The organism is Martinezella lusitana (genome assembly GCF_010668395.1).
Lineage (GTDB): Bacteria > Pseudomonadota > Alphaproteobacteria > Rhizobiales > Rhizobiaceae > Rhizobium > Rhizobium lusitanum_A.
In genome coordinates this window covers 84428-101934 of record NZ_WUEY01000017.1, presented here as the reverse complement: position 1 = coordinate 101934, position 17507 = coordinate 84428, and the positions used below count along the sequence as shown (strand labels likewise).

Here is a 17507-nt window from a genome sequence, read left to right as displayed (position 1 = left end):
GCGGCCGGCCACCAGAACCAGGCTCTTTGCATTTCATTGACCAATCCGGCACATGCGACGTCGTCCGCCCTGTAGGTTCACTCTAGGGGCGACTCGCCACGCGTGTTACCGCTGCCACATGCGGATCGCAGCCTTTCAACGTCTGGCACTTTTCGACGCCGCCGAACAGGCGGCCGAGGTTTTGGCGCGCGATCTTGCCTGGGCTGAAGCACAAGGCATCGATCTTGCCCTTTTTCCGGAATGCTATCTGCAGGGGCACAGCTATAACGAGGCCATCGCCAGGCGCCGCGCGCTTTCCCTCGACGATCCCGGCTTGAATGCCCTTGTCGCTCGCTTCGCGGCGGGAAGAACGACCGTCATCGTCGGCCTGTTCGAGCGCAGGGGCGCCGCGCTCTACAACAGCGCCATCGTCGCCAAGGCAGGCCGCGTGATCGGGGCCTATGCCAAGGCCCACCCGCTGGAAAGCGGCTGTACGCCGGGGAAGGATTTTCCCGTCTGGGAGGAGGGCCGGTGGCGCTTCGGCATCAATATCTGCGGCGATCTCAGATATCCCTACACGGCGCGTCGCCTGGCTCGCAAGGGAGCCGGCCTCATCTGCAACCCCATCAACCTGATGCTCCGGCCCCACAAGGCGGAAAAGTGGCATCGGCCGGGCATATCGGGCCTGCAGATATGTGCCGGGCATACGGGATGCTGGGTCATGGCTGCGGATGTCGTCGGCAGCAACGACGACGGCTGGTTCAGCTATGGCAGCAGCGCCATTGTCGATCCCAACGGCGTTGTCGTCGCCAAGGCGAAGCCGCATAGCGAGGATGTCCTCGTCTTCGACCTCCCTGATCGGCAGCCCGAGCGCGGATTCGATCAAAAAGCTGCTGTCATCGCTACCTAATCGTGCAAATCGCGCTATCCTCATGAGTCATGAGACCGGACCAACTGCTTTATCCAGCGCCTGAGGGACTGTTTTGCCCGATCGGTGGCTTTTATATCGACCCCGTGCAGCCGGTCGAGCGGGCGTTGGTCACGCATGGCCATTCAGACCACGCCCGCTCCGGCCATGCCCATGTGCTCGCCACGCGCCAGACGCTCGACATCATGCGTATCCGTTATGGCGATGGCTTTGCAGGCTCCGAACAGGCGGTTGCCTTTGGCGAGCCGGTGACGATCAACGGTGTCAAGGTGCAGTTCCACCCCGCCGGCCATGTCCTTGGCTCGGCGCAGATCGCGGTGGAGAAGGATGGCCTGCGCATCGTCGTTTCCGGCGATTACAAGCGCCGGCCGGACCCGACCTGCGCGGCCTATGTGCCGGTGCCCTGCGATGTTTTCATCACCGAGGCCACGTTCGGCCTGCCGGTGTTCCATCATCCCGATCCCATGGCCGAGACGCGCAAGCTCCTGGCCTCGCTTCGCCAGTTTCCCGAGCGAACGCACCTGATCGGCGCCTACGCGCTCGGCAAGGCGCAGCGCGTCATCCGGCTGCTGCGCGATGCCGGCTACGACCGGCCGATCTATATTCACGGCGCGCTGGAAACGCTGTGCGACTACTATGTCAGTCAAGGCATCGCGCTTGGCGAGCTGCGGCCGGCCACCATCGAGAGCAAGGATCAAACCATCTTTCAGGGCGCTGTCGTCGTCGGCCCGCCCTCCGCGTTTCAGGACCGCTGGGCAAGACGGTTTCATGAGCCGCTGCCGGCCTTTGCTTCCGGCTGGATGATGGTGCGCCAGCGCGCCAAGCAGCTTGGCGTCGAGCTGCCGCTGGTCATATCGGACCATTGCGACTGGCCGGAGCTGACCGAGACGATCTCCGATCTGAAGCCGGGCGAGGTCTGGGTCACGCACGGCCGCGAGGAGGCGCTGGTGCGCTGGTGCGAGCTGCAGGGCATCGCCGCCAAGCCGCTTCATCTCATCGGCTACGAAGACGAGGGCGATTGATGAAAGCCTTTGCCGACCTTCTCGACCGCCTGGTGCTGACGCCGAGCCGCAACGGCAAGCTGAAGCTGCTGACCGACTATTTCCGCGACACGCCCGACCCCGACCGAGGCTATGGCCTGGCCGCCATCGCCGGCACGCTCGAGGTGCGCAACGTCAAGCCCGCCATGCTGCGCGAGCTCGTTCTCGAGCGCATGGACGAGGTGCTGTTCCGCTATTCCTACGATTATGTCGGCGACCTCGCGGAGACGATCTCGCTTGTCTGGGACAAGGAGAGCGATATCGAGCGCCCTGTCGGCGAGCAGCCGAAGCTCGGCGACGTCGTGCGCCGCATGAACGCGCTGGGGCGCACCGAGGTGCGCAGCTTCGTCCGCGATCTGCTCGACCGGCTGGATACGTCGGGACGTTTCGCCTTCCTGAAGCTTGCGACCGGCGCGTTGCGCATCGGCGTCTCGGCCCGCCTCGCCAAACAGGCGCTGGCCGAGCTTGGCGGCAAGGACGTGACCGAAATCGAAACGCTGTGGCATGGGTTGCAGCCGCCCTATGAGAGCCTGTTTCGCTGGCTTGAGGGCAAGGACGAGCGGCCGATACTGGCGACACCGGCGATCTTCCATTCCGTCATGCTCGCCAATCCGGTCGAGCCGGGCGATCTCGACGGGCTCGACCCCAGCGATTTCGCCGCCGAGTGGAAATGGGATGGCATTCGCGTCCAGCTTTCGCGCGCGGGCGACACGAGCAAGCTCTATTCGCGCTCCGGCGACGATATCTCCGGAGCTTTCCCCGATATCGTGGATGCGATAAATTTCGAGGGCGTCATGGATGGCGAGTTGCTGGTCGGTGGCACCGTGCGTTCCAACAGCCCGACGCGCAGCTTTTCCGATCTGCAGCAACGTCTCAACCGCAAGACCGTCACCTCAAAGATGCTGGACGAATTTCCGGCTTTCATTCGCGCTTACGATCTCCTGTTCGATGGGGCGGAGGACGTGCGCGCCCGCGGCTTCCTCGATCGGCGCGAACGGCTGACGGAGATTGTCGAAGCCGCGCCGCACGACCGCTTCGATCTCTCGCCGCTCGTCGATTTCTCCTCCTGGGAGGAGCTGGACCGGCTGCGCACCGCGCCGCCGGATCCGGTGATCGAAGGCGTGATGATAAAGCGCCGGGACAGCGCCTACCTTGCCGGCCGCGCCAAAGGTCCTTGGTTCAAGTGGAAACGGGATCCGTATAATGTCGATGCCGTGCTGATGTACGCGCAGCGCGGCCACGGCAAGCGCTCCAGCTACTATTCCGATTTCACCTTCGGCGTCTGGGCGACGACGCCGGAAGGCGAGCAGCTCGTGCCTGTCGGCAAGGCCTATTTCGGCTTCACCGACGCGGAGCTGGAAGTGCTCGACAAGTTCGTGCGCAACAACACGGTCGATCGCTTCGGCCCGGTGCGGGCCGTACGCGCCGATCGCGATTTCGGCTTCGTGCTTGAAGTGGCCTTTGAAGGGATCAACCGTTCCACGCGCCACAAATCGGGCGTCGCAATGCGTTTTCCGCGCATTGCACGGCTGCGGCTGGATAAGCCGCCTTATGAGGCGAATCGGCTGGAAAGTTTGATTGCACTGATTGACGCAAAGGCTCCCGCTGTCGATGAATAGCACAAGGCGATTCCTCACCACAATGTGAGTTGGCCTTGCCTTTCGACCCGTGCAGATTTGTGCCGCGCCGGGATATTTGGACAGAGCCCATGACCATGTCTGACGACAACGTATTTCGTCCCAATCGCCGCGGCGTTCTTGCCGGCCTCGCCGTCTCGCTTTTTGCGCCCGGCATCGTCAGGGCGGCCGATGACAGCACGGCCGGGAGCAAACCCGGCGAGAGCAAGGGTGAGATCGCCCGCAGCGATGAAAAGGCTGCGGATGCGCCGCCGCAGCTTGCGGGCGACTATGCCAACGAGCGCCATGTGTTTCGAACCGACCTGCTGAGCAAGGGGCCGGCTCCCGACATCTACGAACCCTTGGTCACGCCATCGACGGCCGACCAGCTTTTCTATCGCAGCGGCCTCGGTGGCGAACTGGAGCTCGTCGCCTGGGTTTCCCGGTACACGCGCTCGGCCAAGCCGAAGCCGGCGGTGCTTTTCCTGCATGGCGGCAACGCCATCGGCCAGGGGCATTGGCAGCTGATGAAGCCCTATATCGATGCGGGCTATGTCGTCATGATCCCATCCATGCGCGGCGAGAATGGCCAGAAGGGCAATTTCTCCGGCTTTTACGATGAAGTCGCCGATGTGCTCGCTGCATCCAACCGGCTGCGGCACCTGCCGGGCGTCGATCCGCATCGCATGTTCCTCGCCGGGCACAGCATCGGCGGCACGCTGGCCATGCTGGCCGCCATGTCGACGAAGCGGTTCCGCGCGGTCGTGCCGATATCGGGCAATCCGGATGCCTATGCCTTCTTCGGCCGCTATCCGCAGGATATCCGCTTCAACACCAGAAACCCGCGCGAATTCCAGATGCGCTCGCCGCTCTGCTACGCGCACAGCTTCAAAAGCCCGGTAAAATTGTTTCATGGCACCGAGGAAGCCCATTTCGATTCGCGCCTGGCGCTTCTCTCGAAACGGGCGACAGCCGCCGGCGTGAAGATGGAAATGGCGACGGTGCCGGGCAGCCATAATTCGGCTCTGCCGGGTGAAATTGAGCAAAGCATCGAGTTCTTCAGGAGCGTGGCCGTTTAAAGCGGTTTCGGGAACCGCTTTAAACAGTTCTAGGCCATGAGCCTGTCGATCAGCGCCGTTGCCGCTTCCGCGATCACGGTTCCGGGCGGGAAGATCGCGTCCGCGCCGGCTGCTTCCAGTGCCGCGAAATCCTGGGGCGGAATGACGCCGCCGACGGCAATCAGCACCTTGCCGGCATGGCGGCGCGCGAGCGCAGCCTTCAGTTCCGGCACCAGCGTCAGATGGCCAGCGGCAAGCGACGATGCGCCGACGATATCCACGCCCTCGCGCACGGCGACATCGGCCACTTCCTCCGGGGTCTGGAACATGGCGCCGACCACGACATCGAAACCGAGATCGGCAAAGGCCGTGGCGATGACCTTCTGGCCGCGATCGTGCCCGTCCTGGCCCATCTTGGCGATGAGGATGCGCGGCTTCTCGCCCCGTGCCCTGCGGAACTCCTCCACCTTGGCCACTGCCGCGTTGAAGACCGGATCCTCGGAGCCGACTTCCTTGCGGTAGACGCCCGAAATGGTCCTGATCTCGGCGACATGACGGCCATAGGCCTTTTCCAGCGCCAGCGAGATTTCGCCGACGGTGGCTCTGGCTCTCGCCGCCTTGACCGCAAAATCGAGCAGGTTGCCGGTGCCGTTTCGCGCGGCATCGGTCAGCGCATCCAATGCGCTCTCCACCGCTGCGGTCTCGCGCGTGCCTTTCAGCTGCTGAAGTTTGGAGAGCTGCCGGGCGCGCACCTCGGAATTATCGACCTTCAGCACATCGACTTCGATATCCTTTTCCGGCTTGGAAAAATTGATGCCGACGACGGTCTGGTGGCCGCTGTCGATGCGCGCTTGCGTGCGCGCGGCCGCTTCCTCGATCCGAAGTTTCGGAATGCCTTTTTCGATCGCCTTCGCCATGCCGCCAAGCGCCTCGACTTCCTCGATATGGGCAAGGGCGCGGGCTGCGAGATCATGGGTCAGCCGCTCGACATAGGCCGAACCGCCCCAGGGGTCGATGATGCCGGTCGTGCCCGATTCCTTCTGCAGCAGGATCTGCGTGTTGCGGGCAATACGGGCGGAATGATCGGTCGGCAGAGCCAGCGCTTCGTCGAAGGAGTTGGTGTGGAGCGACTGGGTGTGCCCCTGCGTCGCCGCCATCGCCTCGACCATGGTGCGGATGATGTTGTTCATCGGGTCCTGCGCCGTCAACGACCAGCCGGAGGTCTGGCTGTGCGTCCGGAGCGCGAGGGATTTCTGGTCCTTCGGCGCGAAGTTCTTCTGCATCAGCGCGGCCCAGATCAGCCGTCCCGCGCGCATCTTGGCGACTTCCATGAAGAAGTTCATGCCGACGGCCCAGAAGAAGGAGAGGCGGGGCGCGAAGCTGTCGATATCGAGCCCGGCGGCGACGCCGGCCCGCGCATATTCTATGCCGTCGGCGATCGTATAGGCCAGCTCCAGGTCCGCCGTCGCGCCGGCCTCCTGCATGTGGTAGCCGGAGATCGAGATGGAGTTGAACTTCGGCATCCGCTGGCTGGTATAGCTGAAAATGTCCGAAACGATCCGCATCGAGGGCTGCGGCGGATAGATATAGGTGTTGCGAACCATGAACTCCTTGAGAATGTCGTTCTGGATCGTGCCGGAAAGCTTGTCCTCGGAGACGCCCTGTTCCTCCGCCGCGACGATATAGAGCGCCATGATCGGCAGCACCGCGCCGTTCATGGTCATCGACACGCTCATCTCGTCGAGCGGGATGCCATCGAAAAGCTGGCGCATGTCGAGAATGGAATCGATCGCCACCCCCGCCATGCCGACATCGCCCGCGACGCGCGGATGATCGCTGTCATAGCCGCGGTGGGTGGCGAGATCGAAGGCAACGGAAAGGCCCTTCTGCCCGGCCGCAAGATTGCGGCGGTAGAAGGCGTTGGACTCCTCGGCCGTGGAGAAGCCGGCATACTGGCGGATGGTCCAGGGCTGCTGGACGTACATGGTCGGGTAGGGGCCGCGCAGGAAAGGCGCCGCACCCGGATAGGTATCGAGGAAGTTCAGGCCGCTGAGGTCGCTTTCATCGTAGCTGCGCTTGACGCTGATGCCTTCCGGGGTCTCCCAGGCTGCTGCATCGCTCGTTGGCGATGTTGCTTGCGGTCTGGCCCAGGGAATGGTGGCGAAGTTTGGGATACGGGTCATTGAGCCGATGCCTCCGCGAATGCGACATTCATTCTCATGCCTCCACTCCCTCGTCCAGTCGCACCGGCATCAATCCCATGCCACCCGTGATCGGACCCAAAGCCCCCAGGACGGTTACCGGCCGTTCGGTCTTCATCGCGAACAGCGTCGTTCCCACGATCGGCTTGGCGTTCCGGTCCTTCCGTGCCTTGGCAACCATCGCCGCCAGTTCGCCGCCGGCGATTGCCTTGGCCAAGCCGCCTTTGCCTTCTATCCCGGTGAAAATCTCCCAGGCCCGTTCGGCCAGCGCATCGGTCAGCGTTTCGATGCCGCCGGCCCCGGCAGCGGGATCGACGACATGGTCGAGGTGGCTTTCGGCCATGAGGATCGTCTGCGTGTTGCGCGCCAGACGCCGCGCCAGCGGGTCGGGAATGCCGTGCGTCAGGTTGTGCGGCAGAACGGAGACCTCGTCGGCGCCGCCGACGCCGGCCGAAAAGACCGCGATCGCGTTGCGCAGAATATTCGTCTCTGGGTCCAGGCGGGTCAGCATGCGATAGCTGGTTTCCGCGAAGAGATGCGCCGGCTGCGGATCCGAGACGCCGCAGGCTTCGGCGATCCTGGCAAAAATCAGCCGCGCCGCGCGTATCTTTGCGATCGTCATGAACTGGTTCTGATCGGCGGAGATGCAGAGGCTCGTCGCCCGGAGCGCTTTTTCCGGCGAAAGGCCGGCCTCTTCAAGCAATCGCAAATGGCCCACAAGGCTTGCGGCCATCACCGCCAATTCCTGCGCCTCGGTTCCGCCGGCATTGTGCACGGCGCGACCATCCGCGTTGACGATGGTGCCCGTGATGCGGTCTTTGGCGAAGCGCCTGAAGTCATTTGAGAGGGAAGCCTGTTCCTCGCCCGTCGAAAATGCATCGAGACCGAGATGCCATGTTCGGGCGCCGCCATCCGCGAGCGATGTCGTCAAGGCTTCGATGACGTTGGGCGTGAAGCCATCGAGACGCAGCGTTGTGGCCTTGCGCGACAAGGCAGCTGCAAGCGCGCCGGAAAGGCCCGGGATTTGCGCATCCAAGCCAATGCCGAACGCGGAAGCGGAGGTTTTGGAGACGAGACAGGTGCCGTTTGCGCCATTGGCAAGATCGTCGCCGAGCTGTGCGAGTGCCCGCTCCCTATTCGGATCATCCATGCGCTGAACCACCGTCCAGGGCTCATCGGCTCGTTGGCGCGAAAGCGGGGCGCAATCGCGACGTCGCTCGTAAAGCGGCTCGATGGCAATGCCATCATCCGTTTGCGACGCCAGCGTTTCCTGGAAATCCTTGCCTTTCAGCGCCCGTTCCACCAGCTTCAGCCAGGCCTTGTGATCGGTCTGGTCGAAGATGCCCGGGTCGAGACTGTCGATATTCATGCGATCCTCCGTACCGCAATGGTCTAGCCCATGATGCCGCGAGGGAAAACAGGAGTTTGGCCAGTCGGCGCAATATCTTCGCGGCTGCCGCCTTCGCCATCGACGCCAGCTTCGCTCCAGCCGCGACGGTCATTATGCGGCCGATCCGATATGTTCCAATGGTTTTCGATGATGGCCGATCTGCTGCCTGCCTCCCGTCACCTGCTCGCCGCCGCCGCCCTGGCTGGACTATCGGCATGCAGCATCATTCCCGACACCGGCGCGACCGACCCGGATCGCTTCGCCCAGGAAACGGCGCCGGTCTTCTATCGTCCGGAAGGCATCGATCCGCAGAAGGTGAAGCGCCTGCCGGTGCAGCCCGTGCCACAGGCGCGCGATCTCTTCCGCACCCAATTCCATCAGACCTATGGCCTGCCGACGTTCAACCCGGTGCATCAGGCGATGTATGCCCAGCGGAACGAAGACGATTTCACGCTGCCGGCCATTCCCTACACGCGCATCGATCCGCGCTTCCTGCGGCAGGAAGTGGACTATCGGACCAACGAGCGCCCCGGCACCATCGTCGTCGATACGCGAGACCACTTCCTCTATTTCGTCGAGCCGGGCGGCAAGGCCATGCGCTATGGTGTCGGCCTCGGCGCGGCGGGATACGCCTGGCATGGAAGGGGTCTTATCCAGTGGAAGCAGAAATGGCCGCGCTGGACGCCGCCCTCCGAAATGGTCGCGCGCGAACCGCAGATGCGATCGATTTCGGCCGAGCGCGGCGGCATGAACCCAGGGCCTACGAACCCGCTTGGCGCGCGGGCGCTCTATATCTATCAGAACGGCCGGGACACGCTCTACCGCGTTCACGGGACGCCGGATTGGCAGTCGATCGGCAAGGCCGCGTCTTCGGGTTGCGTGCGAATGCTCAACCAGGACGTGATAGATCTCTACAACCGAGTGCCCGATAAGACGGAAATCGTCGTTTTGTAGCGGTATTTTACCACAAATTTTCGTGATGTTGCATAAGTGCGATAGCGGGGTACGGCTGCGCTCTTTAGTTTTGCGCTTGTCTCTGCAAACCTCGCGGGGAGCCGAATCAGATCGCATGTTGCGGGTTTCGCTTCCCCCTCAATAGGAACTATGCTGTCGACATGAGCCTTCCTTCATCTCTATCCCGACGTAATTTCCTCGCCTTTGCTGGCATTGGCGCCGTTTCGACGCTCGCCGGCTGTGCTTCCACCATCGACAACGGCCCCGTCGTCAGCCCGGTGCAATATACCGGTTCACCCAGGCCGTTCCGCAGCTGGTTCTCCAGCTATGATGGCGAGCAACCGGACCCGGCCGTGATCTACGCGGCCGTGGATGACGGCGGCTTCCATGTTCCGGCGGTTCCCTACAAGCAGATCGATCCGCGCTTCTATCGCCAGCGGGTCATCGATCCGACAGGCGAAGCGCCCGGCTCCGTGGTCGTCAACACCACCCAGCGCATGCTCTACGTGACCGAGCAGGGCGGCACCGCCATGCGATACGGCATCGGCGTCGGCCGTGAAGGCTTCGCCTGGCAGGGCCGCGGCATCATCCAGTGGCGCAAGAAGTGGCCGCGCTGGAACCCGCCGGATGAAATGGTTGCCCGTCAGCCGGAACTCACCAAATACTCCATCTCCAATGGTGGCATGGATCCGGGCCTGATGAACCCGCTCGGCGCCCGTGCTCTCTACATTTTCGAGGACAAGCAGGATTCGCTTTATCGCCTGCACGGCAATCCCGACTGGCGCTCCATCGGCAAGGCCGTCTCCTCCGGCTGCGTGCGCCTGCTGAACCAGGACGTCATCGATCTCTATGATCGCGTACCGGAGCGCGCTCCGATCCTCGTCACGGCCTGATATCGCATATTCGCAAAAGGACGCCGTCTTCGGCGTCCTTTTGATTATATCAAGAATAAACCTCCACCTACGGTGGAGGACTGGACGAGTTTTACACGGTAGTTGAGAGACCTCCTGCTTGAACCGCTGGCGTGGCCCAGACTTCAAACAAGGAGGTTATATGGATGAGCAATCGCTCTCGCATGCGACGTGGGACTGCAAATATCACGTTGTTTTTGGCAGCAAATACCGAACGAAAAGACTCTACGGGGATGTGCGTCGAGAGTTGGGTGAACTCTTACGTCGTCTGGCTCAGCAAAAGGGCTGCCAGATCGAAGAGGGTCATTTGATGCCCGATCATGTCCACATGTTGATATCGATCCCGCCGAAATACTCGGTCGCGCATATAGTTGGATTTTTGAAGGGCAAGACGGCTCTTTACATTGCCAACAAGTACGCGCGTAAGCGCCGCTACAAAGGGTATCACTTTTGGGCACGTGGGTATTTCGTGTCGACGACGGGCTATAATGAGCAGGTCGTCAGACAATATATCCGGAACCAAGAAAAGGCCGACAAAGCTTCCGACTTTGCCGACCTCTTTAATCGTAGCTACTAAGCACTAACAAAACCACTTCTAGTGGTTCAAGCGCAGCGTTTCAAACCTCCACCTTTGGTGGAGGTCATGACTTTTCTCAAGAGCAGGCGGCGCTGATGCGCAGGCTTCAATCCGCTGCCAAATTTGCCTTAAGCTGCTGCAGCCGATCGCGCAGATTGGCCATTTCGGCCATATCGCAGCCAGTCGCCTGGCCGATGGCGTCCATGATCATGCCCACCTGGCATTTCATGTCCGTTCCTTTTTCCGTCAGCGAGATGATTACCTGCCGCTCGTCCTTCGGATCGCGCGCGCGGCTGATCAGGCCGGCCTGTTCCAGCCGCTTGAGAAGCGGCGAGAGCGTCCCGGAATCGAGATCCAGCTTCTCGCCGATCGTCTTGACCGAGAGGGCGCCCTTTTCCCACAGGACGAGCATGACGAGATATTGCGGATAGGTGAGGCCGACGCGATCGAGAATCGGCTTGTAGGCGCGATTGAAGGCATGTGCGGCACTGTAAACCGCAAAGCAAAGCTGACTTTCCAGCCGCTTTTCCTCTTCGGGTATCATGATCTGCCCATCGGCCTTGTCCGTCATTGCTGCTCCGCCATTTTCTTGTTGGGAGCATTGTCACAAATTCACCTTGCAAAATCAAATTGCAAAAAATAAATATTGCGCACGATTAAATCGTGATGTATATAATCATCATCCAAACCGAAGGGAGACATGACATGCCTATTCTCTACACCACCAAAGCTTCCGCCACCGGTGGCCGCGCCGGCCGTGCAGTTTCCGAAAATGGCGTCCTCGACGTCACGCTGACCGTGCCGAAGGAACTCGGCGGCGACGGCGCCACCGGCACCAATCCGGAGCAGCTCTTTGCAGCCGGCTATTCCGCCTGCTTCCTGGGTGCCCTGAAATTTGTCGCGGGCCAGCAGAAGGTCAAGATTCCGGAAGATGCAAAGGTTACGGCAACCGTTGGCATCGGTCCGCGTGCGGATGGCGGCGGCTTCGGCATCGAAGTATCCCTGGCCGTTCATATCCCCGGCATGGACAAGGCCGAGGCTGAAAAGCTCGCTGCTGCAGCGCATATCGTATGCCCCTACAGCCACGCCCTGCGCACGTCGACCGAAGTGCCGGTGACGGTTGCCTGAGCCAGCCCTGCGCGCCGCCTGAAAAGGCGACATAAAGAGATCAGGAGCGGAGGCTTTGCCGACCGCTCCTTTTCTTTTGCAAGAAAGTTGCTATATCTTTTCCTAGGAAAGGATGTGGCTATGGCAAAGGCTCAACTTATAAACCAGACAATGCCCGGTGAGGGACTCGTCATCACCAAGGCCGTCGTCAATGCTGCCGACCGGCTGGGATTGAATGCCCGCATACTCGCGGCCATCATCGGCGTGTCGGAGGCGACCGTCTCGCGCATGAAACGGCAGGACCATCTGCTGGAGCGCGATAGCAAGCCGTTCGAACTTGCCGTGCTTCTCGTTCGCCTCTTCCGTTCGCTCGATGCCATCGTCGGTGGTGACGAAGCCGTCTCGCGTCAGTGGCTGCGCAACGGCAATCTCGCCTTCGGCGCAGCGCCAATCGACAAGATCACTTCCATTTCCGGTTTGACAGATGTCCTTGCCTATCTGGACGCCCGCCGCGCTCTCGTCTGAGGCGCGGGCCATCTCCGGCCATTATTGGCGGCTGGTGGAATCGCAGCATCAGGTTTCGACGCTGAAGCTGGTCGATACTCTGGAAGAGCAGGCTCTTCTCGAAAGCGTCCTGGAGGAAAGCAAGCCGGCGCTGCCGCCGGAATGCGCCGACCTCGATTATTTGCTGGCGACGCCCTTTCGCTATGGCGCGATCTATCCCCACGGGTCTCGTTTCCGCCGCGCGGGCCGCACGCTCGGCGTTTTCTATGCCTCGGAGCAGGTGGAGACGGCCCTGGCGGAAATGAGCTTCTACCGGCTGCTCTTCTTCCGCGATTCCCCCGATACGCCGCTGCCCGTCAATGCGGCCGAATATACCGCCTTTGCCGCGGTCATCGCCACGAAGGCGGCAGTCGATCTGACCGCGCCGCCGTTGGATCGCGATCGGCAGCAGTGGACCGATCCGGTCAACTACGAGCCCTGCCAGTCGCTTGCCGAGACGGCGCGAAGCGGCGGCATCGAGGCCATTCTCTATCGATCCGTCCGGGATCCTCAGGGAGGCAGGAACATCGCGCTGCTCACGGCAAAGGCCTTTTCGGCGCGGGAGCCGGTCGAACGCCAGACCTGGCGCATCCGGCTGTCGCGTGCCGGCGTGCAGGCGCTATGCGAATTTCCACGGCGTCGAATCGGTTTCGAACGGCGGGATTTCGAGGCGGATCCCCGGCTATCGACGCGTTAGTTCAGAGCAAAGCAGCCAGATCGCCGCGCAAGCGGTCGCCATTGCCATCGGGCAGCCGTTCTTCCAGCGCCGCGTGAGTGGCCTTCCAGATCGGAACGGCGGCGGCGAGCGCTACCTTTCCTGATGGCGTAAGGCTCAGCAGGCGGGCGCGGCGATCCTTGGGATTGGGTACGATGCTGACCCATCCACGCCGTTCCAGCGGTTTTAAGGCCGCCGTCAGCGTCGTCTGGTCTATTGCCAGCAGCGCCGTAACCGATCCCATTGAGGCCGGCGCAGGCCTGTTCAGGGACATCATCAGAGAGAATTGACCATTGGTGAGCCCAAACGGCCGCAACGCTTCGTCAAAGCGGCGGGCAAGCGCGCGGGCGGCCCGCTGCACATGCAGGCAAAGGCAGGTATCGCGCACTAACAGCGTGGTTTCAAAGGGAATTTCGACTGCGTTTGACATGATTCATTAATATTGATATCAATGTATTTGTCAAGATTTTGGTAGTTGGTAGGCCGGAGGAGGGCGCTGACAATGAACCAGGTCGTTTCCAGGGACGTATGGCTGGAGGCCCGCCGCCAGCTGCTTGCCAGGGAGAAGGAGGCAACGCATCTTCGCGATCGCGTCAACGCGGAGCGCTTGGCGCTGCCTTGGGTAAAGGTCGAAAAAGACTATGTCTTCGACACGCCTGCCGGCAGGAAGACGCTCGCGGATCTCTTCGATGGCCGCAGCCAGCTGATCGTCTACCATTTCATGCTCGGACCGGACTGGGATGCCGGCTGCACCGGCTGCTCCTTCCTCGCCGACCATCTCGATGGAACGCTTCCGCATCTCAATCATCACGACGTGACGCTCGTGGCCGTTTCCCGCGCGCCGCTGCAGAAGGTGGAGGCGTACAGGAAGCGCATGGGCTGGGGGTTCCCCTGGGTGTCGTCCTTCGCCAACGATTTCAATTTCGACTATCACGTCTCCTTTTCGAAGGAGCAGCTCGCCGGCGAGACGGTCTTCTACAATTTCACGCCGATGGAATCGGCCGAAGGATATGACGAGCTTCCCGGCCTCAGTGCCTTCTACAAGGACGAAGCCGGCAATATCTTCCATACCTACTCGAGCTATGCCCGCGGCCCCGAGGAATTGATCGGCACGCTGATGATCCTCGATCGTGCCCCGAAGGGACGGAATGAAAACGGCACGATGCATTTTGTCCGCCGCCACGACGAATATGAGGATGCGGCGAAGGCGCATTCCTGCTGCCATTGAGGCATGATGAGGCCCTTGAATTCACCCAATGGGGAACAGCGGTCGAGCTGCTGCGTTCTGTGCCTAGGAAATGCCCGACGCCTGCTTGCCGGGAAACGGATGGATCAATCGATCGACCATCGTTCGGCCGTCATTGTCGTCGGGCATGATGCGCCTGCGCCGACATCGGGTTCGGGACGAGACGGATGACTGCAACAATCACAATAGGGAGAGAGATGTCATGGCTGAGAAGGGATATTTCGTCTGGTACGAGCTGATGACCACCGACATGAAAGCGGCCGAAGCTTTCTATAGCAAGGTCGTCGGTTGGGATGCGGCGGATGCCGGCATGCCGGAGGTCGGCATGGACTATACGCTTTTCAGCGCCGGTGCGGGCCCCGTCGCCGGCTTGATGATCTTGCCGGAAGAGGCAAAGGCCATGGGCACGCCGCCCTGCTGGACCGGCTATATCGGCGTTCCCAATGTCGACGAGGCGGCGAACACCATCCTGGCCAAGGGCGGCAAGATCTATCGTGAGCCGACGGATATTCCGGGTGTCGGCAGGTTCGCCGTCGTTTCCGATCCTTACGGCGCCGCCTTCTGCGTCTTCACGCCGCTACCGGGCCAGGATTGGGCGCCGGCGGCGCCGGCTACTCCGGGCTATTTCGGCTGGCATGAGCTCTATGCCGGCGATGGCCCGAGGGCCTTCGATTTCTACAGCGAGATGTTCGGCTGGGAGTTGAGCTCCGATTTCGACATGGGGCCGATGGGCAAGTACAAGATCTTCAAGATCGGCGATCGGGACTTCGGCGGCATCATGACCAAGCCGGCGGAAATGCCGGTGCCGGCGTGGAATTTCTACATCAACGTTCCGGCGATCGATGCCGCCATCACCCGCATCACCGAAGGCGGCGGCAGCATCGTCAACGGTCCGATGGAGGTTCCCGGCGGCAGCTGGATCGTCCAGGCCACCGATCCGCAAGGAGCGTTCTTCTCGCTCGTCGCGCCGGTGCGCTGAAGCCAATCCTCCCCTTGAGGCAATGAACACCTCCCCTCGAGGGGAGATGATGCTCTACCGCTTCAAGCTGCCGAGAATGCCCCGCACCAAGGCCCGCCCGACCTGCGTCGCGACCGTGCGCGCCATGCTTTTCATCGTTGCTTCCAGGATCGTCTCGCGCTGATAGCCGGAACGGCCGCGGCTTGCCGGCTTGCCGCTGTCGCCGCCGAAGCCTGGCAACGTCCAGCCATCGCCTGCGCTCTCATTCTGCGGCGCGGCCGCCTTGCGCGCACGCTCGGTCAGGATTTCATAGGCGGATTCGCGATCGACCGTCTGGTCGTAGACGCCGGCGACCGGGCTTGCATGGATGATGGCCTGGCGCTCGGCATCGCTGACCGGGCCGATGCGGCCGGATGGCGGGCGGATCAGCGTGCGCTCCACCACCGACGGCACACCCTTGCCTTCCAGCATCGACACCAGCGCCTCGCCCGTGCCAAGCGTGGTAATGACCTCAGCGCAATCGAAGGCGGGGTTGGGCCGGAAGGTCGAGGCGGCCGTCTGAACGGCTTTCTGCTCGCGCGGCGTATAGGCGCGCAATGCATGCTGTACGCGGTTGCCGAGCTGCGCCAGCACCGTTTCCGGCACGTCGAGCGGGTTCTGGGTGACGAAATAGACACCGATGCCCTTGGAGCGGATGAGGCGCACCACCTGCTCGACACGCTCGATCAACACCTTCGGCGCATCGTTGAAGAGCAGGTGCGCCTCGTCGAAGAAGAAGACCAGCTTCGGCTTCTCCGGATCGCCGACTTCGGGCAGCTCCTCGAACAGTTCGGAGAGCAGCCACAGCAGGAAGGTGGCGTAGAGGCGCGGGTTCATCATCAGCTTGTCGGCGGCCAGCACCGAGACCTGGCCGTAGCCGTCATTGCTGACGCGCATGATGTCGGAGATTTTCAGCGCCGGCTCGCCGAAGAAGTTCTCCGCACCCTGCTGCTCCAGAACGAGCAATGCGCGCTGGATCGAGCCGACGGAGGATTTCGAGATCAGGCCGAAGCGGCTGGAAAGTTCGCTGGCATTGTCGCCCATGTAGTTCAGCAGCGCCTGCAGGTCCTTGAGGTCGAGCAGCGCTAGGCCGTTTTTATCGGCGATCTTGAAGGCGATGTTGAGCACGCCTTCCTGTGCTTCGGAGGCATCCATCAGCCGCGCGAGCAGCAGCGGCCCCATTTCGGCGATGGTCGTGCGGACGCGATGGCCTTTCTCGCCGTAAAGATCCCAGAAGATGACCGGGAACTGATCGAACTCGTAGGGCGACAGGCCAATCTCTTCGGCCCGCTTGAGCAGGAAATCCTTGGCCTCGCCCTTGACGGCGATGCCGGAGAGATCGCCCTTGATGTCGGCGCAGAATACCGGCACGCCGGCCTTTGAAAAGCCTTCCGCCAGCACCTGCAGCGTCACGGTCTTGCCGGTGCCGGTGGCGCCGGTCACAAGGCCGTGGCGGTTGCCGAATTTCAGTGTCAGGAACTCGTCCTTGTTGATGCTTTCGTCCGGCTTGCGGCTGGCGCCGACGAAAATCTGTCCATCCTGCTGCGGCATGGTGTCGTCTCCCTTTGGGCGGCGGCACAGCAGCCTTTTCGGGCTGCCAGGGCCATTCATCGATTTGTCCTGACACTGTTATAAGAACTCGCATGAAGAGGGACAACCATTCGCATCGCCGTTCCGCTTCTGGTAGTATAATGGGGTCCGGCGCGGCTTGTGTCGGTTGCCCCATTCAGTTACGTTGACGTTAACGTCGTAAAGGCAGGAGGCCACAGTGAACGAAGTTATTGATCAGATCGCAACCAAAGCCGGCATCGCTCCTGATCTCGCAGAGAAGGCCGTCGGCATGATCCTCGCCTTCCTGCAGCGCGAGGCTCCGGATGGCCCTGTTACCAAGATGATCGAATCGATCCCTGGCGCTTCCGATCTCGTCGCGCAGTATGGCGGCCAGGACGCCGGCGGTGGCGGTCTGCTCGGCGGCTTGCTCAGTGCCGTTGGCGGCGGCGGTGGCCTCATGGCGCTCGGCCAGCAGCTGATGAGCAGCGGCCTCAGCATGGGCGAGATCACCTCGCTCGCCAAGGAAACGATCTCAACCGCCCGCCAGCACGCCGGCGACGAGGTGGTAGACCAGGTCGTCAACTCCGTCCCGGGCCTGCACCAGTTTCTCTGATCGGCATTTTCTCTCCGACACCAAAAAGCCCCGCGGCTATACCGCGGGGCTTTTTGTCATGAACAGGTAGCCGGCGACAAT

General features: G+C 61.9%; 18 protein-coding genes. 13 read left to right on the top strand and 5 right to left on the bottom strand.

The window, feature by feature from the left end; all coding sequences use genetic code 11:
* Positions 1 to 118: 118 nt before the first annotated feature.
* The 4 genes from GR212_RS27635 (at position 119) to GR212_RS27620 (ending at position 4642) form a co-directional block, all read left to right on the top strand.
* Entirely contained in the window at positions 119 to 889 is a 771-nt protein-coding gene (locus GR212_RS27635) for a carbon-nitrogen hydrolase family protein (RefSeq protein WP_163991558.1), read from the top strand.
* 29 nt (positions 890 to 918) lie between these two features.
* A complete protein-coding gene (locus tag GR212_RS27630; RefSeq protein ID WP_163991555.1) occupies positions 919 to 1929 on the top strand; it encodes a ligase-associated DNA damage response exonuclease in 1011 nt (336 codons plus the stop codon).
* Positions 1929 to 3566 (top strand): cisplatin damage response ATP-dependent DNA ligase, encoded by a 1638-nt coding sequence (locus tag GR212_RS27625; RefSeq protein ID WP_163991553.1) that lies wholly within the window; start codon positions 1929 to 1931, stop codon positions 3564 to 3566. Before GR212_RS27630 ends, GR212_RS27625 begins: the two co-directional genes overlap by 1 nt.
* A gap of 89 nt (positions 3567 to 3655) precedes the next feature.
* Positions 3656 to 4642: an alpha/beta hydrolase family protein gene (locus GR212_RS27620; RefSeq protein WP_163991552.1), complete on the top strand. Its 987-nt coding sequence runs from the start codon at positions 3656 to 3658 to the stop codon at positions 4640 to 4642.
* A 29-nt stretch (positions 4643 to 4671) separates the two neighbouring features.
* On the opposite strand, the gene scpA is transcribed toward GR212_RS27620, so the two are convergent.
* Together scpA and GR212_RS27610 are read right to left on the bottom strand one after the other, a co-directional pair.
* Entirely contained in the window at positions 4672 to 6804 is a 2133-nt protein-coding gene (scpA, locus tag GR212_RS27615; RefSeq protein WP_163991550.1) for a methylmalonyl-CoA mutase, read from the bottom strand.
* Positions 6805 to 6838: 34 nt separating this feature from the next.
* The gene (locus tag GR212_RS27610) at positions 6839 to 8191 is read right to left on the bottom strand and encodes a methylmalonyl-CoA mutase family protein (RefSeq protein WP_163991548.1); all 1353 of its coding nucleotides are present in this window, start codon (positions 8189 to 8191) and stop codon (positions 6839 to 6841) included.
* Between the two features lie 171 nt (positions 8192 to 8362).
* Here GR212_RS27610 and GR212_RS27605 point away from each other — a divergent pair, with 171 nt between their 5' ends.
* From GR212_RS27605 to tnpA, 3 genes are all read left to right on the top strand, one after another.
* Positions 8363 to 9166: a L,D-transpeptidase gene (locus GR212_RS27605; protein ID WP_432444413.1), complete on the top strand. Its 804-nt coding sequence runs from the start codon at positions 8363 to 8365 to the stop codon at positions 9164 to 9166.
* Between the two features lie 161 nt (positions 9167 to 9327).
* A complete protein-coding gene (locus GR212_RS27600; RefSeq protein WP_163991547.1) occupies positions 9328 to 10059 on the top strand; it encodes a L,D-transpeptidase in 732 nt (243 codons plus the stop codon).
* Positions 10060 to 10219: 160 nt separating this feature from the next.
* The gene (gene tnpA, locus GR212_RS27595; RefSeq protein WP_113356627.1) at positions 10220 to 10654 is read left to right on the top strand and encodes an IS200/IS605 family transposase; all 435 of its coding nucleotides are present in this window, start codon (positions 10220 to 10222) and stop codon (positions 10652 to 10654) included.
* 106 nt (positions 10655 to 10760) lie between these two features.
* Here tnpA and GR212_RS27590 read toward each other — a convergent pair whose 3' ends face one another.
* The gene (locus GR212_RS27590; protein ID WP_163991545.1) at positions 10761 to 11225 is read right to left on the bottom strand and encodes a MarR family winged helix-turn-helix transcriptional regulator; all 465 of its coding nucleotides are present in this window, start codon (positions 11223 to 11225) and stop codon (positions 10761 to 10763) included.
* Between the two features lie 134 nt (positions 11226 to 11359).
* Between GR212_RS27590 and GR212_RS27585 the strand changes: the two genes are divergently transcribed.
* From GR212_RS27585 to GR212_RS27575, 3 genes are all read left to right on the top strand, one after another.
* The gene (locus tag GR212_RS27585) at positions 11360 to 11782 is read left to right on the top strand and encodes an organic hydroperoxide resistance protein (protein WP_163991543.1); all 423 of its coding nucleotides are present in this window, start codon (positions 11360 to 11362) and stop codon (positions 11780 to 11782) included.
* A 120-nt stretch (positions 11783 to 11902) separates the two neighbouring features.
* On the top strand, positions 11903 to 12286 hold the full coding sequence (locus GR212_RS27580) for an MbcA/ParS/Xre antitoxin family protein (protein ID WP_163991541.1): 384 nt from the start codon (positions 11903 to 11905) through the stop codon (positions 12284 to 12286).
* Positions 12246 to 13001 carry an RES family NAD+ phosphorylase gene (locus GR212_RS27575; RefSeq protein ID WP_163991540.1) on the top strand — a complete coding sequence of 252 codons (756 nt, stop codon included), beginning with the start codon at positions 12246 to 12248 and terminating at the stop codon, positions 12999 to 13001. The genes GR212_RS27580 and GR212_RS27575 overlap by 41 nt, the downstream gene beginning before the upstream one ends.
* Before the next feature lies 1 nt (position 13002).
* Here the strand turns inward: GR212_RS27575 and GR212_RS27570 are convergent, their stop codons facing one another.
* On the bottom strand, positions 13003 to 13449 hold the full coding sequence (locus tag GR212_RS27570; protein ID WP_163991538.1) for a MarR family winged helix-turn-helix transcriptional regulator: 447 nt from the start codon (positions 13447 to 13449) through the stop codon (positions 13003 to 13005).
* A gap of 72 nt (positions 13450 to 13521) precedes the next feature.
* On the opposite strand from GR212_RS27570, the gene GR212_RS27565 reads away from it, so the two are divergent.
* Both GR212_RS27565 and GR212_RS27560 read left to right on the top strand, forming a co-directional pair.
* Complete coding sequence (locus GR212_RS27565; RefSeq protein ID WP_163991536.1) at positions 13522 to 14247, top strand: DUF899 domain-containing protein; 726 nt, start codon at positions 13522 to 13524, stop codon at positions 14245 to 14247.
* Positions 14248 to 14467: 220 nt separating this feature from the next.
* Positions 14468 to 15244 (top strand): VOC family protein, encoded by a 777-nt coding sequence (locus GR212_RS27560; protein ID WP_163991534.1) that lies wholly within the window; start codon positions 14468 to 14470, stop codon positions 15242 to 15244.
* A gap of 54 nt (positions 15245 to 15298) precedes the next feature.
* On the opposite strand, the gene GR212_RS27555 is transcribed toward GR212_RS27560, so the two are convergent.
* A complete protein-coding gene (locus GR212_RS27555) occupies positions 15299 to 16813 on the bottom strand; it encodes a helicase HerA-like C-terminal domain-containing protein (RefSeq protein WP_163991532.1) in 1515 nt (504 codons plus the stop codon).
* 217 nt (positions 16814 to 17030) lie between these two features.
* On the opposite strand from GR212_RS27555, the gene GR212_RS27550 reads away from it, so the two are divergent.
* A complete protein-coding gene (locus GR212_RS27550; RefSeq protein ID WP_163991530.1) occupies positions 17031 to 17426 on the top strand; it encodes a hypothetical protein in 396 nt (131 codons plus the stop codon).
* Positions 17427 to 17507: the final 81 nt, after the last annotated feature.

Bases quoted from the DNA above. Each gene is read 5' to 3' on its own strand.
- GR212_RS27560 (WP_163991534.1), top strand. From the start codon at position 14,468: ATGGCTGAGAAGGGATATTTCGTCTGGTACGAGCTGATGACCACCGAC.
- GR212_RS27590 (WP_163991545.1), bottom strand. From the start codon at position 11,225: ATGACGGACAAGGCCGATGGGCAGATCATGATACCCGAAGAGGAAAAG.
- GR212_RS27625 (WP_163991553.1), top strand. From the start codon at position 1,929: ATGAAAGCCTTTGCCGACCTTCTCGACCGCCTGGTGCTGACGCCGAGC.
- GR212_RS27635 (WP_163991558.1), top strand. From the start codon at position 119: ATGCGGATCGCAGCCTTTCAACGTCTGGCACTTTTCGACGCCGCCGAA.
- GR212_RS27585 (WP_163991543.1), top strand. From the start codon at position 11,360: ATGCCTATTCTCTACACCACCAAAGCTTCCGCCACCGGTGGCCGCGCC.
- tnpA (WP_113356627.1), top strand. From the start codon at position 10,220: ATGGATGAGCAATCGCTCTCGCATGCGACGTGGGACTGCAAATATCAC.
- GR212_RS27605 (WP_432444413.1), top strand. From the start codon at position 8,363: ATGGCCGATCTGCTGCCTGCCTCCCGTCACCTGCTCGCCGCCGCCGCC.
- GR212_RS27570 (WP_163991538.1), bottom strand. From the start codon at position 13,449: ATGTCAAACGCAGTCGAAATTCCCTTTGAAACCACGCTGTTAGTGCGC.
- GR212_RS27630 (WP_163991555.1), top strand. From the start codon at position 919: ATGAGACCGGACCAACTGCTTTATCCAGCGCCTGAGGGACTGTTTTGC.
- GR212_RS27610 (WP_163991548.1), bottom strand. From the start codon at position 8,191: ATGAATATCGACAGTCTCGACCCGGGCATCTTCGACCAGACCGATCAC.
- scpA (WP_163991550.1), bottom strand. From the start codon at position 6,804: ATGACCCGTATCCCAAACTTCGCCACCATTCCCTGGGCCAGACCGCAA.
- GR212_RS27575 (WP_163991540.1), top strand. From the start codon at position 12,246: ATGTCCTTGCCTATCTGGACGCCCGCCGCGCTCTCGTCTGAGGCGCGG.
- GR212_RS27565 (WP_163991536.1), top strand. From the start codon at position 13,522: ATGAACCAGGTCGTTTCCAGGGACGTATGGCTGGAGGCCCGCCGCCAG.
- GR212_RS27600 (WP_163991547.1), top strand. From the start codon at position 9,328: ATGAGCCTTCCTTCATCTCTATCCCGACGTAATTTCCTCGCCTTTGCT.
- GR212_RS27580 (WP_163991541.1), top strand. From the start codon at position 11,903: ATGGCAAAGGCTCAACTTATAAACCAGACAATGCCCGGTGAGGGACTC.
- GR212_RS27555 (WP_163991532.1), bottom strand. From the start codon at position 16,813: ATGCCGCAGCAGGATGGACAGATTTTCGTCGGCGCCAGCCGCAAGCCG.
- GR212_RS27620 (WP_163991552.1), top strand. From the start codon at position 3,656: ATGACCATGTCTGACGACAACGTATTTCGTCCCAATCGCCGCGGCGTT.